The sequence below is a fragment of the Pseudomonas sp. JDS08PS003 genome, from assembly GCF_045013505.1.
Taxonomy (GTDB): Bacteria; Pseudomonadota; Gammaproteobacteria; order Pseudomonadales; family Pseudomonadaceae; genus Aquipseudomonas; species Aquipseudomonas protegens_B.
Map to the genome: position 1 here is coordinate 2431380 of NZ_CP120724.1, position 14783 is coordinate 2446162.

The window sequence follows — 14783 nt, forward strand, 5'->3', positions numbered from 1 at the left end:
AGGCCTTCTGATTATGTTTATCAACTGAATGCGGAGTATCCGAACATGCCAAAGATGAAAACCAAAAGTGGTGCTGCTAAGCGGTTTCTGAAAACTGCTAACGGTATCAAGCACAAGCACGCTTTCAAGAGCCACATCCTGACCAAAATGTCGACCAAGCGTAAGCGTCAACTGCGCGGTAGCAGCTTGCTGCATCCGTCTGACGTGGCAAAAGTCGAGCGCATGTTGCGCCTTCGTTAATTTTTGGATCAAGAATAGAGGAAGTAACTCATGGCTCGTGTAAAGCGTGGCGTCATTGCCCGTAAACGTCACAAAAAAATTCTGAAACTTGCTAAAGGCTACTACGGCGCACGCTCGCGCGTATTCCGTGTTGCCAAGCAAGCGGTAATCAAGGCAGGCCAATACGCCTACCGTGACCGTCGTCAGAAAAAGCGTCAGTTCCGCGCTCTGTGGATCGCTCGTATCAACGCTGGTGCTCGTATTAACGGTCTGTCTTACAGCCGTCTGATCGCTGGCCTGAAAAAGGCTTCCATCGAGATCGACCGTAAGGTTCTGGCTGATCTGGCAGTGAACGAAAAAGCGGCGTTTGCTGCGATTGTCGAGAAAGCTAAAGCCACCTTGGCTTAAGTACCCCCGACAGTCATCCGGGCTCACCTTTCGTGGGCTCTGGTGTTAAACGTCATAAATAGGGGAAGAGCCTTCAAGCTCTTCCCCTATTTTGTATCTGGAGTCTGTACATGGAAAACCTGGATGCGCTGGTTTCTCAAGCACTTGAGGCCGTGCAACACGCTGAAGACATCAATGCCCTGGAACAGATCCGGGTTCACTTCCTTGGCAAGAAGGGCGAACTGACTCAGGTGATGAAGACCCTGGGCAACCTGCCTGCCGAAGAGCGTCCGCAAGTCGGAGCGCTGATCAACGTTGCCAAGGAGCGTGTAACAGAGGTTCTCAATGCGCGCAAAGCGGCTTTCGAGGAGGCGGAACTCAGCGCCAAACTCGCTGCCGAGTGCATTGACGTAACTCTGCCGGGCCGTGGCCAGACCTCTGGCGGTCTGCACCCGATTACGCGGACCCTGGAACGTATTGAGCAGTTCTTTACCCACATTGGCTACGGCATCGCCGAAGGCCCTGAGGTCGAAGACGACTATCACAACTTCGAGGCGCTCAACATCCCAGGCCATCACCCGGCCCGGTCGATGCATGACACCTTCTATTTCAATGCGAACATGCTGTTGCGCACCCATACCTCGCCGGTACAGGTCCGCACCATGGAATCGCAGCAGCCGCCGATTCGCATCGTCTGCCCAGGCCGTGTCTATCGTAGCGACTCCGATATCACCCACTCGCCGATGTTCCATCAGGTCGAAGGCCTGCTGGTGGATCGTGATATCAATTTTGCCGACCTGAAAGGCACCATTGAAGAGTTCCTGCGGGTGTTCTTTGAAAAAGAATTGGCCGTACGTTTCCGTCCTTCGTACTTCCCATTCACCGAGCCATCCGCTGAAGTTGATATGGAGTGCGTGATGTGCAGCGGTAAAGGTTGCCGCGTCTGCAAACAGACCGGTTGGCTGGAAGTCATGGGCTGCGGCATGGTTCACCCAAATGTGCTGCGTATGTCCGGGATCGATCCGGAAGAGTTCCAGGGCTTTGCCTTCGGCATGGGCGCCGAGCGTTTGGCCATGCTGCGTTACGGTGTCAATGACTTGCGCCTGTTCTTCGACAACGACTTGCGGTTCCTTGCGCAATTTCGCTAGTCGCGCGTCCGTAACGAATCTATTAGGAGAGCAGGATGAAATTCAGTGAACAATGGCTGCGTGGCTGGGTTAGCCCGCAGGTGAGTCGTGACGAGCTGGTTGCTCGTCTGTCGATGGCCGGTCTTGAGGTTGACAGCGTAACGCCAGCCGCCGGTGATTTCAGTGGTGTAGTGGTGGGCGAAGTGCTCAGCACCGAGCAGCACCCAGATGCCGACAAGCTGCGCGTATGCCAGGTCAGCAACGGCGCAGAGACCTTCCAGGTGGTCTGCGGTGCACCTAATGTGCGTCCAGGCTTGAAGATCCCATTCGCGATGATTGGCGCCGAGCTGCCGGGCGATTTCAAGATCAAGAAAGCCAAGCTGCGTGGCGTTGAATCCAACGGCATGCTGTGTTCCCAGGCCGAACTGCAGATTGGCGAAGGCAATGATGGTCTGATGGAGCTTCCGGCCGATGCTCCAGTGGGGGGGGACGTTCGCGTCTATCTGAACCTGGACGATGCCAGTATTGAGGTCGATCTGACGCCAAACCGTGGTGACTGCCTTTCGCTTGCTGGTCTGGCCCGTGAGGTCGGTGCGCTCTATGCCGCTAAAGTGCAGCGCCCTGAAGTGAAAGTGGTTGCCGCAGTGCACGACGAAGTACGCCCTGTGGAAGTATTGGCTCCGACGGCCTGCCCGCGCTATCTGGGTCGGGTTATTCGCAATGTCGATTTGTCCAAGCCGACCCCTCTGTGGATGGTTGAACGCTTGCGTCGTGCCGACGTGCGCAGTATCGATGCCGCAGTGGATATCACCAACTATGTGATGCTCGAACTGGGCCAGCCGCTGCATGCTTTCGATCTCGCCGAAATCAACGGCGGTATTCGGGTGCGCATGGCTGAAGAGGGCGAGAAGCTGGTACTGCTCGACGGCCAGGAAGTTACCCTGCGTAGCGATACCCTGGTGATTGCAGACCACACCCGTGCTCTGGCAATCGCTGGTGTTATGGGCGGTGAGCACAGTGGTGTTACCGCAAACACTCGCGATGTGTTTTTGGAAAGCGCCTTCTTCGACCAGATTTCGGTGGCTGGCAAAGCCCGTTCCTATGGCCTGCATACCGATGCTTCTCATCGCTATGAGCGTGGTGTGGACTGGCAGTTGGCTCGCGAGGCCATGGAGCGTGCAACTGGCTTGTTGCTTGAGATCACTGGCGGCGAAGCTGGTCCGATCATCGAAGCGGTCAGCGAGCAGCACTTGCCATCTGTTGCACCTGTAACGCTGCGCGCTGAACGCATCACTCAGATGCTGGGCATGGAAATCGATGGCTCCGAGGTCGAGCGTCTGCTCACCGCGTTGGGCCTGGCAGTCACTGCCAATGGTGCAGGCCAATGGCGCGTTGAAGTGCCAAGCCACCGTTTCGATATCAGCCTTGAAGTCGACTTGATCGAAGAGTTGGCGCGTCTCTACGGCTATAACCGCTTGCCGGTTCGTTATCCGCAGGCTCGTCTGGCTCCTCAGGCCAAGGCGGAAGCGCAAGGTGATCTGCCTGCCCTGCGGCGCCTGCTGGTAGCCCGTGGGTATCAGGAAGCAATCACTTATAGCTTCATCGATCCGAAACTGTTTGAGCAGTTCAATCCAGGTGTTGAACCGTTGCTGTTGGCCAACCCGATTTCGGCTGACATGGCGGCCATGCGCTCCTCCTTGTGGCCAGGCCTGGTCAAGGCACTTCAGCACAATCTGAATCGTCAGCAGGATCGCGTCCGCATGTTCGAAAGCGGCTTGCGTTTTGTCGGTCAACTGGAAGGCTTGAAGCAGCAGCCAATGTTGGCTGGCGTCGTTTGCGGCAGTCGCTTGCCTGAAGGTTGGGCGCAAGGTCGCGACGGTGTGGACTTCTTTGACGTCAAGGCGGATGTCGAGGCAGTGCTGGGCCTTGCTGGCGCACTGGATGAATTCACTTTTGCTCCGGGCAAGCATCCTGCGCTGCATCCTGGCCAGACTGCACGTATCGAGCGTGATGGTCGTGAGGTCGGTTACCTGGGGGCTATTCATCCGGAATTGGCAAAAAATCTCGGCTTGGATCGTCCGGTCTACGTGTTTGAGCTGGTTCTGGGTGAGGTGGCTCAAGGTCGTCTTCCGAAGTTCCACGAGCTTTCGCGTTTCCCAGAAGTGCGCCGTGACCTGGCGTTGCTGGCGGATCGTGACGTTGCGGCGAGTGACGTTCTGGACGTAATTCGTGAAAATGCAGGCGAATGGCTGACAGACCTCAGGCTCTTTGACGTCTATCAGGGTAAAGGCATTGATCCGCATAGAAAAAGCCTTGCCGTCGGCTTGACCTGGCAGCATCCATCGCGCACTCTTAATGACGATGAGGTGAATTCCACGACACAAAACATCCTCACCTCGCTCGAACAAAGGTTGAACGCCACGTTAAGGAAGTGACGTATGGGGGCTCTGACGAAAGCTGAAATGGCCGAACGTCTCTACGAAGAGCTAGGCCTGAATAAACGCGAGGCCAAGGAATTGGTCGAGCTATTCTTTGAAGAAATCAGGCACGCTCTCGAAGACAACGAACAGGTCAAATTGTCCGGTTTCGGTAACTTCGACCTTCGGGATAAACGCCAGCGTCCTGGCCGCAACCCGAAAACGGGTGAAGAAATCCCGATCACGGCTCGCCGTGTGGTCACCTTTCGTCCAGGGCAGAAGTTGAAGGCCCGAGTTGAGGCTTATGCTGGAACCAAGTCATAACGACGAGCTCCCGGTCATTCCGGGTAAACGCTACTTCACCATCGGTGAAGTCAGCGAGCTCTGTGCGGTCAAACCGCATGTGCTGCGTTATTGGGAGCAAGAGTTTCCTCAACTCAACCCCGTCAAACGCCGCGGAAATCGCCGGTATTATCAGCGCCAGGACGTGTTGATGATCCGGCAGATCCGCGCGTTGCTTTATGACCAGGGGTTTACCATCGGCGGAGCGCGTTTGCGCCTTTCCGGCGATGAGGCCAAAGATGACACCACCCAGTACAAGCAACTGATCCGTCAGATGATCTCTGAGCTGGAAGATGTGCTTGTGGTGCTCAAGAAGTAATTCATCGTATTAAATACTTCCACTTTTCAAAAGCTTGCGGTATATTCCTCAACGTTTCCTGAGAAGTGAAACGGGTTTCACGCCTAGTCGGGGCGTAGCGCAGTCCGGTAGCGCACTAGCATGGGGTGCTAGGGGTCGAGTGTTCGAATCACTCCGTCCCGACCATATTTTTCAATGACTTAGCCCAATCTTCACAGGTTGGGCTTTTTCATGCCCAGGGACTTTTGCGGGGGTTCAACCCGTTTTCCTCCTCAAGATGGTCAGTGCCGGCCCTCGCGAATCGGTCGCTGATACTTTGTTCGCTGCCTCAATCAGATGCTGCAGCTCCGGGGTAGAATAGTGGCTCGTAATGCTGCCGTTCTTATGTCCCAACAATGCCTTCCGATCTTCTTCTGTCACGCTTGCTGCACGTAGCCTTCTGCCAAAGGTGTGCTTTAAGTCGTGAATCCTGATCGATCTGAACCCGGGGTGCGCAGGTGTCCGGTGGTCCTTCTCCCACTTGTCTGCTGCGCGCACTCTGGCCTTCTTCCATGCTGAATCATTCATCCGATGCATGGCCGTGGGCCCGAATTGATCTGGTTGCCCATAGGGGAACACCAGCTCCCGGTGTAGGCCGCGCTGACCATCAATGATGGACATTGCTACTTTGTTCAGAATCACCAGGCGTTCATCGCCGTTCTTCACTCCAGCCTTGGCACTTCGTCCGCCAAACCCGGCCGGTATCAGAAACACGCTGGTGCTGAGCTCAGGCACCCGTATCTCCCAATCCCACCGCAACTTGCAAACCTCCTGTTCCCGGCATCCGGTATTGACCTTGTAGAGGGTCATCCTCAACAGGTGGTCCGGCAGTTCGGCAAACAGCATGGATTGCTCTTCCCAGGACAGCGGGTAAGGTTTCCGGCTGGACTTCTTTTCCTCCATCATCGATATCATCGGCACGCTATCAAGCCACGGCCGCTTTTCTGCATCCCGCCACTTGCGATGGCAAAGGTTCAAGATTCTGACGACTCGTTGTAGGGCGATGTTCACCGTCCTGTTCGATACGCCCGGCTTAACCTTTCCCTGCGCCGTCTTGGTCGGCTTCTGGCGGTCACGCACAAACGGCGCCAGGGTTCCGTCATCGATGTGCGTGATCGGCAGATCGCCGATATACGGGTCAAGCTGTTCAAGATGCGAGGCGGATAGCCCGATTGATGGCTGGTCCTTGAACTCCACCAGAAAGCGGGTGGCAGCTTCACGCCATGTTCTGACCTGTCGCACGCCGTAAACCTTTTCCTGCCGAAGCTTCTCCAGTCGGTGGATCAGGTACTGCTCCGCTTCCTCCCTTTCGCTTGCTCCAGTGCTTTCCTGAAGTCGGCTACCTCTGACGACTTTGTCGATGTGCCAAATCCCGTTCCTCTGGTAGAGGCCTGAGATCGTTTTTCGCGCCATGTTTTAACTCCTTGGCGCCCACTGCGGGGCGGATTGTTGTCCTCATTGCTCGCTTTTTCAATTGCGACCGACTGGATGTAGGCATCTGCCCAGGCGTCGAGCTCGTTGCGGTCGAATGCAACGCCCTGTTTTCCAATGCGGATTTCAGTCAGGTGCGGCCTGACGGTGTTCTTGAATTCTTCTCTGCACATACCGAGGTATGCGGGAGCCTTCATTGCTCTGATGAAGCGGGGCGCAAGCTCTACGGCCTGCGTTGCCTTTGTATTGGCCATAGGGATTCCTCGCCCGCCATCGCCGGCAGGCTTTCCGATTGTTGAGGGTGTTGTTTCAGATCGTGCTGATCGCCGCCGGCGTTACGCCGTGGCACTGTTCAGGCGTTTGCCCGGTTCGTTGTCAGGCTGCTGCAGCGGCCGGCTTATGCCGGGCCGGGCGGACTCTTAATCTCGCTTGCTGACTCAGGCGCTCGCACTCAGCTGCCAGCGCCATAAGGTTTTGCGTGGTTGGTCGAAAGCCTTCAGTGTTTGGGTAGAACTGATGCCGATGCCCCTCCGGGTAGGTTTCGAACGGCCCATGCCAGCACCAGTTCATCTTCCAGATTTCCCAGGTGGTGTAGGCATCGCATCCTTCGCCCCAGTAGTCGACTCCGCCGCCGACGCTCCAAACGTGACTGACCCGGGTGCCCTGCTCGTAAGCCAGTTCGCTTGGCTCGTCTTTATCGACCCATGCGCCGTTGAACTGCGATGGAGCAAGCTCGACCAGGCGCTTGCTGAGCTTCTTCTCGATGCGCGCTTTCATGACCTTGGCCCCTTGTAGCCGGAGCTGATGCGGTCGGCGATCCCTTCCAGGCTCTCAGCCATTCCCCACATGTCGTTGTTGTCGCGGCGGGATACGACCTTGCAACGGGCAACGTTGCGGCCGATCAAGATCCATGCAGCCAGTCTGATCAACCAGGCCTCGGCCTTTCTGCGAAAGAACCTGTTCATGGCATTGGCCCCGTGTAGATGTTCCAGGTTGCGAAGAGCAGGGCGGGGAGGATCATGGCTGCACCCTCCGAAACTCGACGACCCAGACCCAGGGGTTGGCGTTCCAGTCGCCGCCGGTGGATTGCCAAAGCATCTCGAAGCTTTCTCGAGGATCTGCGCCAACGAGGACATTTTTATCGACTTCGAAGAAGCCATCGTCAGCGGGACGAATCCCCTCGGCAATTGCCTGGTCTGGCGTGATGTCCTGCAGCCGCTCGACGCGCACGTCGGTGATCTCCAGCAGGATGCGGCTGTAACGCCGGTGCAGGTGGATGCTTGGAACGGATCGCTCGGGCAGCAGACCGTCATAGCTTGGGCCTGTCTGGGCATCCTCATCATCGAACAGCGAGCACAGATAGACCGTTTCGCCATGCTTTCCGCCGGCGGCGAAGTAGTGACCGTATTCGCAGTCATAGCCGAGGCTCTCGCGCACCCACAGCTGGTCGCCGGGCTGGCCGTAGGGGCAGGCTATCGGGTGCTCGGTGCCTTGGTCATCCATGCAGCTCTCGTCGAACGTGTGCATCGGGCGCCATGACCCGTCATCCTGCTGGTGCAGTTCGAACGAGACATCGAAGCCTCTCATGCTTGGCTTGATTGGGCGCCGCGTGACAGTCTTCCGACCTTCCAGAATGGCGCGCACCATCGGCGCTGAGAACAGGATCGGCCGTTCTTTTATTTCAGGCATGACTTAGTCCTTGGCCGCTGCTGCGGCTGGCTTGAAAGTGGGGACGGGGTGAGGTTTTTGCGGGAGGAGTACAAATGTACTCCTAACGGGTTTTGTTGCCCTGGCGCGCATGAAAGCGCTCGTAGGGGCCGTCAGGTAGGCCGCCGATTGCATTCGCCGCTTTGATCAGGATGTCGCCCAGGCGCATCTGGGCTTTGGGCGTGAAGTGCTTAAACCCTGGTCCCAGGCGGGTAGTACGCCTCATGAGCCATGCGCTGACAGACTTTCGATGCCTCCTCAAGCCCACAGTTGCGCCCCCCAGGCGATCAGCCTCTGGCGCTCAGGGTCTTCGAGCTGCAGTTCTTGCTTCGCAATCGGCGCACCCGGTTCTGCGCTGGCGGATAGGGCAGAGCGCGCAACCCATCCATCTTCGATGAAGTCAGGCTCATCGCCGCACCAAAGGATATTCAGCGGTTCTCCGCTCACTGTGTCCCAGTTACCGCTCTCAAAGTGGTAATGCTCCCGGTCGGCATAGAATTTCAGGGCCTTGCGCAGAGCCTCAACCTCCTTCTCCAGCCGCTTCGCTTCATCGAACCATGATCGCCGGGACAGCTCGCGGTCGTTGTCGCTGAAGGTCAGAGCGTCTATCTGCTCGTCCTTGGTGTTCAGGTCGGACTGAAGGGCAGCTACTCGCTGCTCCAGGTGTTGAGTTTCTGTGGGCATGGGAATACCTCAAGCTATGCTGAACTTGTATTCAAGGAGGAATAAGAATGGCGCCGAAAATCCCGCAATATGCTTCGAGACATCCGGTCGACCAGCTGGCGCAGTACTTTTGCAAAACATGCTCGAAAATGAGGCTTGGCCGCGTATCTCGGTCAGGCTGGACCACCGACGGCAGCCATCTGGATCGTGAGCTTTATGTGATCTGCCTTAAATGCGGGAATCGCCAGTACGACAATTACAACTGGCTTTCTCTTTAAGCTGCTGAGGCCACCTGATCCCTGGTTAGCCACGGGTCGTTTGCCCGGGCCAGCGCGGCCATTGGCGGCGGGCTGACACTGTTGCCGCACATATGAACCTGCTGGGTCTTGGTGAATGGCTTGCCGTCGGCGCCGTGGCTGATGATGTAATCCGCCGGGAAGCCTTGCGCCTTGTACAGCTCAGCCGGTTGCAGCATCCGCAGGCAGATATCGACGATCACATACGGCGTTCCCTTAATCGTGACGGTGACCAGGCCCAGGCGATCCTTGGTGGTGATCGTCGGGGTTGGATCGCCGGCAGCGCTCACATTCTCGGTGCCGTAGTAGCTGATGAGGAATGCCGCGACGCGCAAGGCTCCCTCTTCGTGTTCCGGTGATAGGGTGTACTCGACCACGCCGTGATGAGTGCCAGCTGCGCTGACGGTGTGCAGTGGTTCGGCACAGTCCTTCGCATCACAGTTGCCGCGCAGGTGCAGCAGGTTTGCCGTCACCAGCTGTTGCTGGCTGCCTGTGTTGGTAACCGTGGTCATTGGGGCTTCGACGCTTTTGGCATGCGTGGCGTTGAAGCCGCCATTCATCTGGGCCATGAACACCGTTGAGATACCCATAGCGTGGGCGGCGCCGGCCGGGCGCTGGTAGTTGCCGCCGCTGGTAATGGTCGGCAGCGGTTCGTCGAGCGCCTTGCCTTCATCCGAGAACCGGAACTTCACCAGGTGAGCGGCTGCAACTGAATGCCCGCCGCTGGCTGTCACCGTCCCCAGCGGGGCACCGGCAAACTTGCTGCCGTCGCCCCAGCGTTGAACACCGCCAGGCTTCCCTTCGCCATGCGCAGCAGTGACCATCACCGGACTGATCAGCGTCAGTTCACCTCGATTCGCGCAGGTCACAGTCGGCAGCGGGGCGGCAGGGTCGTTGATGCGATCGCTGCCCTGGTGCGTGGCTGGGGCGATGATTGGGCTTGCCATGGCGAACGATCCGCCGCGGGGCCAGGATGTCACGGTCCGCAGCGGCTCATGGGCTGACTGCACGCTGTCGCCGGACCAGTTCGCAATAGGCACGATGAACGGGTCAGCGGCATCGATGACGAATTTCTTCATGCCCTTGGCGATTCGCCGCAGGGTTGCAGGTGCCAGCGGTTTCGGCCTGTCGAAAATGCTTTTGCTCGGGATCGTCCAGTCAATGCACTCGGCGGCGGTGCGCCACTTCTTCTGGCCCTTGGCCGGGTTCTTGGCATGGGTTGGCTCTGGCCATACGATGGGCTTGCCGTCGCAGCGGGCGATCATGAACAGGCGTTCCCGGCTGGTCGGCGCGCCGAAGTCGCACGCCTTGATCACGCGCCACTCGACGGCATAGCCAAGGCGTTGCAGCTCGGCGACGAATACGGCCCAGGTCCGCCCGCGTCTGGCTGGATCTGGCACCAGGAACTGCTGGTGGACCGGCACAACCTCACCAGGGGCAGCCACACTTCCACCGAGTTTCACTACTCGGCCTGTAGCCTTGTCGCGCTTTGCAACGAGGGGGCCCCACTGCAGGATCTGCTTCACGTTTTCCAGGCTGATCACCCGTGGCTTCTTCTTGCCTGCCCACTTGAGGCCGATCCACGACAAGTTTCGGATCTCGCGCTTGCGTGGCTGGCCGCCGGCAGCCTGGCTGTGGTGTGTGCAGTCCGGCGACATATGGAACCAGCCAACGGCCTTGCCGCCGCATTCGGTGTCGGGATCGCCGTCGAACACATCTGTGGTGTAGTGCACAGCACCCGGGTGGTTCACGGTGTGCATGCTGATTGCTGCAGGGCTGTGGTTCTTCGCCACGTTCACCGCGCGACCCAGGCCCATTTCTAGGCCAGTACCAGCGCCGCCACCCCCGCAGAAGAAGTCGACAACGATCTCATCGTCCTGAGTGCTGAAGCCGAGTCCGTATTGAGTTTTGAAATCGAAGGGGTGTTTCTTCTGTTTTGCGGACATGCGGAATCCTCGCTGGCTGGCGTAATAGGTTGGATTGATCTATTTCTATGAGAGCCGGAAGGAATCCGGTCCAAGGAGGGCAAGATGAGTAAGAAACCCACCAACAAACTGATCGCTGAAGTTTCTGGTTTGACTGAAGTGCAAGTTGGAATGCACTTGGCAGAACTGAAGCAACAAGCAAATGGCGATTGGTTAGCCTATTTCGGTATCGAGATCGAGCAATACCCGGAAGCCTGCAATAAGCTAGAGCCTTCAAAGATTGTTCGAATTCCTGTTGATCTAGCTAACAACTGGTACGACCGAGGCAATGGATAGTCCATTGGATTGAAGATGGAAAAAGCATCACAGCGACTCTTCGCCGGTATCGATCTTGCGGAGTTCGAGCACTTCGATTTTCTGCATGCCATCGGTGATCACCCAGCAGGGCAGCTCAAGGTTTCGAAAGGTGCCGTGGTAGTTCCGGTACGCGCCTAGCGCGGCCTTTCGGAAGGAATCGGCCACAACCTTGCCGATCGGCATCGGACTGCCCCCCCCCCCCAGTAGGCTCAGCTCGAAAACAGATGTGTTGGAGATGCGTTTCTCAGCTGCGCGGATAGTGCCCGGGGAAAGCTGGAACTCCCGGGCTACCTCGATCACACGCTTGTAGATCAGGGCATCGTGGATCTTCTGGTCGCGGGCGCCGTTCCGCAGGCCAGCGTAGATGACTGCTTGCATAGTTTTCTCCGGGCAGCCGATGGCCGTGGCCTGGCTGGAGCGATCGATGGGGTTTGGCGCTGGCGGGCAGCGCCAGATATAGCAGTTTCAACAGATGCAGACGCATCCTTGGGTAATAGGCATGATGGCTCTTGGCCGGTATAGTGTTTACCACCAGTAGACTATAGGTTCATACTCATTATGGAAGCGGACAAAAACTTGGAAGATGGATTCTTTAGCAATAGTGAAATGCATCGCCTCCTCCTAGAAACAGAACAGCGTTTTAGAAGTCTAGTTACCACTGATGGAGGGGGCAATGTTAGTGATATACACTTTTTCATAATTGTTTCTCTAGCCGCGATGAGAAATAATTTTTTGTCCTTTGAAAGTGGATGTTTATTTAATATAGAGATTATTGGGGGTAGCTTTAGAAAGCTGTTGGAAGAGGTAGACCCCTTGAATTCCAGTCAGTACGAATTACTGGCAGCTTATCTATTTCGGTTCGTTCAGGAGTATCAGGTCACGCGTCCTCAAGAGCTATCTGAGGAATTGGTGCGCGGCCTTACGTCCATTAGAAAGATGAATCTAGAGCACCCCGCCGGAACCGAAATAGAATACGGCCAGCATTCAATGCTAATTGGTGTACTGAAAAAGTATCTGCATCATGAAGAAGTTGTTGCAATCAAAAAACTACCATCGACCATTGATCGCGCTATCAAAGCAAGCTCTGATAGCGAGATTCTGCTAGGCAAGAGGGAAGAAAGAGTAAAGCACCTTGATGCAGCGCTAAAAAAAATAAAGATTAGCGCTGACTTTGTGGAGTTGGCTTCAGGTTTTTCATCTATGAGGTTTCGAAAGGCGCTCGAAAAGCATTTCAATTTTTTGTGCCTGTTGGTATTAGCAACTATATTGGTGTCTCCAGCGGCATATAAAGTGTATGCGTATTATACCGAAGCAAAAATTCCGAGCATAGACGTGTATACGGCGGTTTCTATCGCCGCCTTGGAGTTGGTGTTTGTTTTCTTCTTTCGTGTTGCGCTTCATAACTTCAGAAGCGTGAAGGCGCAAATTCTCCAACTGGACTTGCGTATTGCGCTGCTTCAATTTATTCAAAGTTACGTAAAGTTTTCGGGCGAAGCTAGAAAGCAAGTAGGTGCTCCTCAGGATGGTAATGCATCTAAAGATTCAACCCTGGAAAGATTTGAGCAGGTAATTTTTAGCGGTCTGGTGAGTGGTGAAGATAATTTGCCTTCAACGTTTGACGGTTTGGAAGGATTAGCAAAAATTATCGAAAAGGTTAAAGGAAAGTGATTGAAACAATAATTCGTGAAGATCCGCGTAGCGCTCGTTGTAGACTGTTTGCCCTAGCATTCAACAATGAGTGGCACTCAGGCTGAATAATGGCTTCTACGTGGATACACCGCCCTCCGTGATCGGTGGTGGCATGTTAGAATCAGCTACACAGTTGTCATTCGGAGTGAGAAGTGGGGATTTTGCAAAGTGTAGAAAGTTTTCTTCCGCTCACTGTTATCAGTGCTGTCGGCTTGTTTTTTTTGAAGGAAGTTATGGAGTTCTTTAAGAAACGCTCAGAGAAGTTACGCAAGATCAGAGCGTACAAGATACTAATAGCGGAGGAGCTACAAAAAAACGCGTGGACCATCAAACAATTGAAATCGTTAATGCGTGATATTGAAGACGATTCCTTCGAGGCTTTGACGTTCTCAAAAAACTCGGTTGGCGAGTACAGAGTGTATATACGAAGAGAAGACGGTGGCGGTGGATCTACAGTTCTTCCTGTTGTACATACATCCATTTTTGATAAGGCCGTTGTGGAAATTGCCGCGATCGACTCATCTTTGTTCGAAGTTGCTAAAGTAGCTTACGAGCATTTTGCTGAGGTTAGGCACATCCGGGATTCCGTTATTACCATTTCCGAAGACGAAGATCGAGCTGAGTTCCTAAAAAGTCTTCCATTCTATGCAAGTGAAAAGCTAGACGCTGCTGAGGAAGCCTCCAAGCTGCTGTTCAAAGCTTGCGCAGGCACTGAAATGCCAAAGCACAAATTGAGATCTTTCGCTTAACGCCATCAGAGGGGGGCGAAGCTTGGAGTGGGGGTGACTGACATTGCGCCGGATCAGACGTCACCGTCTTCGGCGTTCATCTGGAGCGATTCGGCAAAGCCTGCCTGCCGTAGTTTGCGCGCCACGTTTTGTTGAACTTCGATTTTGTGGCGCGGAATCTTGAAGAGCAGTGCGGAGCGGTCGGGACCAAGCGAGTGTGCATATGCGATCAGCCGCCAGATCGTGTTTCGCTCCTTGGATTCGCCCAGGGCGGCGGTGATGGTCGCTAACCTGTCGCGCATTCCCTGGCGGAAGTAGTGCCTAATGATGTCTGACGGGCCTTTTACCTTCGGCGGCGCCGGCGGCAGATCCTCGGGCCTGACGTTGATCACCAGCAGCTGCACCGCCTCGCTGACCTCCTCGATCTCATGCCAAAGCATCAGCTCGTCGAGCATCCGCCGCGTTCCGTAGGGAACTGTGTGTCGTAGCTCCTGCTCGCCCAGCTCCTGCCGCCTCTCGGCAAGCTTGGCTGTTCGTTCTTCCTGAGTTGCAGCCATGGCCCACCTCTTCGATGCCGCTGGCCGGTATCGTCGACCAGGCTTGACGTTTGCGCTGTTGCGGGCGGTTGCTGAAGCGCCTCAAGCTCGCTTCTCCCAGCGCTTGGGGAAGTTGAAGTCGTAGTCGAGCACCAGTCGGTTCAGCAGGGTGTCAGAGATCCCGACCTTCCTGCAGGCAGCGATGCGTGACACTCCAGCGTCCCGCAGGGCAGCTAGGCGCTCGATGAGCTTCAAATCCCGCTCCCTATCAACGACCTTGCTCTTGAACGTGAAGCCGCCTTCATGGGAGGCGCGGCGCATGGCTGACTCGGACTTTCCGGTGGCGGCCATGGCCTGGTCGATGGTCATGGTCTTGGCGAGCTCTCGGATCGTGTCGACGTAGGCCTTGCGCTGGGCGAAGTGGTCTTCGTAGGTGCGCTTTGGCTGCGGGCGGGTGGCGCGTTTGCCATGCTGGCCACCCAGGTCCTTGCGTGGCCGGCGAGGCTGGAACCTGAAAGACTCCAGCACCTGGACCTTGTTGCCGGACATGAAGAAGGCAGCCTTAGCTGCCTCCAGTTCTGCCTGGCGCTCGGAGCAGACCAGGATGAAGTTGTTGCTCATG

At 56.0% G+C, this 14783-nt stretch carries 18 protein-coding genes and 1 tRNA gene; 10 read left to right on the forward strand and 9 right to left on the reverse strand.

Translation table 11 applies throughout. From position 1 onward, the window contains the following. Positions 1-45 precede the first annotated feature (45 nt). The 7 genes from rpmI to P7C00_RS11200 all read left to right on the forward strand — a co-directional run bounded on the left by rpmI (position 46) and on the right by P7C00_RS11200 (position 4976). On the forward strand, positions 46-240 hold the full coding sequence (rpmI, locus tag P7C00_RS11170; protein WP_002553160.1) for a 50S ribosomal protein L35: 195 nt from the start codon (positions 46-48) through the stop codon (positions 238-240). A gap of 30 nt (positions 241-270) precedes the next feature. Next, positions 271-627 (forward strand): 50S ribosomal protein L20, encoded by a 357-nt coding sequence (gene rplT, locus P7C00_RS11175; RefSeq protein WP_081818697.1) that lies wholly within the window; start codon positions 271-273, stop codon positions 625-627. Positions 628-737: 110 nt separating this feature from the next. Then, complete coding sequence (gene pheS, locus P7C00_RS11180; RefSeq protein ID WP_011060419.1) at positions 738-1754, forward strand: phenylalanine--tRNA ligase subunit alpha; 1017 nt, start codon at positions 738-740, stop codon at positions 1752-1754. A 35-nt stretch (positions 1755-1789) separates the two neighbouring features. Continuing rightward, positions 1790-4168: a phenylalanine--tRNA ligase subunit beta gene (gene pheT / locus P7C00_RS11185; RefSeq protein ID WP_404938936.1), complete on the forward strand. Its 2379-nt coding sequence runs from the start codon at positions 1790-1792 to the stop codon at positions 4166-4168. Positions 4169-4171: 3 nt separating this feature from the next. Next, positions 4172-4474, forward strand: coding sequence for an integration host factor subunit alpha (gene ihfA, locus P7C00_RS11190; protein WP_002553164.1), 303 nt, complete (start codon positions 4172-4174; stop codon positions 4472-4474). Beyond that, positions 4455-4811 carry a MerR family transcriptional regulator gene (locus P7C00_RS11195; RefSeq protein WP_007920509.1) on the forward strand — a complete coding sequence of 119 codons (357 nt, stop codon included), beginning with the start codon at positions 4455-4457 and terminating at the stop codon, positions 4809-4811. Before ihfA ends, P7C00_RS11195 begins: the two co-directional genes overlap by 20 nt. Positions 4812-4899: 88 nt before the next feature. Then, positions 4900-4976: transfer RNA gene (locus P7C00_RS11200), tRNA-Pro, on the forward strand. Positions 4977-5045: 69 nt separating this feature from the next. On the opposite strand, the gene P7C00_RS11205 is transcribed toward P7C00_RS11200, so the two are convergent. The 6 genes from P7C00_RS11205 to P7C00_RS11230 all read right to left on the reverse strand — a co-directional run bounded on the left by P7C00_RS11205 (position 5046) and on the right by P7C00_RS11230 (position 10872). Next, positions 5046-6242: a tyrosine-type recombinase/integrase gene (locus P7C00_RS11205; RefSeq protein WP_404938938.1), complete on the reverse strand. Its 1197-nt coding sequence runs from the start codon at positions 6240-6242 to the stop codon at positions 5046-5048. Between the two features lie 393 nt (positions 6243-6635). After that, positions 6636-7037: a hypothetical protein gene (locus tag P7C00_RS11210; protein ID WP_404938940.1), complete on the reverse strand. Its 402-nt coding sequence runs from the start codon at positions 7035-7037 to the stop codon at positions 6636-6638. Next, entirely contained in the window at positions 7034-7225 is a 192-nt protein-coding gene (locus P7C00_RS11215) for a hypothetical protein (RefSeq protein WP_342403653.1), read from the reverse strand. The genes P7C00_RS11210 and P7C00_RS11215 overlap by 4 nt, the downstream gene beginning before the upstream one ends. 52 nt (positions 7226-7277) lie before the next feature. Then, on the reverse strand, positions 7278-7949 hold the full coding sequence (locus P7C00_RS11220) for a hypothetical protein (RefSeq protein ID WP_404938942.1): 672 nt from the start codon (positions 7947-7949) through the stop codon (positions 7278-7280). A gap of 276 nt (positions 7950-8225) precedes the next feature. Next, positions 8226-8651: a hypothetical protein gene (locus tag P7C00_RS11225; RefSeq protein ID WP_404938944.1), complete on the reverse strand. Its 426-nt coding sequence runs from the start codon at positions 8649-8651 to the stop codon at positions 8226-8228. 253 nt (positions 8652-8904) lie between these two features. Then, on the reverse strand, positions 8905-10872 hold the full coding sequence (locus P7C00_RS11230; protein ID WP_404938946.1) for a DNA cytosine methyltransferase: 1968 nt from the start codon (positions 10870-10872) through the stop codon (positions 8905-8907). A gap of 84 nt (positions 10873-10956) precedes the next feature. Here P7C00_RS11230 and P7C00_RS11235 point away from each other — a divergent pair, with 84 nt between their 5' ends. Then, entirely contained in the window at positions 10957-11187 is a 231-nt protein-coding gene (locus P7C00_RS11235) for a hypothetical protein (protein WP_025129945.1), read from the forward strand. 27 nt (positions 11188-11214) lie between these two features. On the opposite strand, the gene P7C00_RS11240 is transcribed toward P7C00_RS11235, so the two are convergent. Then, positions 11215-11586, reverse strand: a complete 372-nt coding sequence (locus tag P7C00_RS11240; protein ID WP_404938948.1) for a hypothetical protein — start codon at positions 11584-11586, stop codon at positions 11215-11217. 180 nt (positions 11587-11766) lie between these two features. On the opposite strand from P7C00_RS11240, the gene P7C00_RS11245 reads away from it, so the two are divergent. Together P7C00_RS11245 and P7C00_RS11250 are read left to right on the forward strand one after the other, a co-directional pair. Beyond that, entirely contained in the window at positions 11767-12876 is a 1110-nt protein-coding gene (locus P7C00_RS11245) for a hypothetical protein (protein ID WP_404938950.1), read from the forward strand. Between the two features lie 173 nt (positions 12877-13049). Continuing rightward, positions 13050-13646, forward strand: coding sequence for a hypothetical protein (locus tag P7C00_RS11250; protein ID WP_404938952.1), 597 nt, complete (start codon positions 13050-13052; stop codon positions 13644-13646). A 53-nt stretch (positions 13647-13699) separates the two neighbouring features. Here the strand turns inward: P7C00_RS11250 and P7C00_RS11255 are convergent, their stop codons facing one another. After that, on the reverse strand, positions 13700-14182 hold the full coding sequence (locus P7C00_RS11255; protein WP_404938954.1) for a hypothetical protein: 483 nt from the start codon (positions 14180-14182) through the stop codon (positions 13700-13702). 81 nt (positions 14183-14263) lie between these two features. Continuing rightward, positions 14264-14782: a hypothetical protein gene (locus tag P7C00_RS11260; protein ID WP_404938956.1), complete on the reverse strand. Its 519-nt coding sequence runs from the start codon at positions 14780-14782 to the stop codon at positions 14264-14266. Position 14783 lies beyond the last annotated feature (1 nt).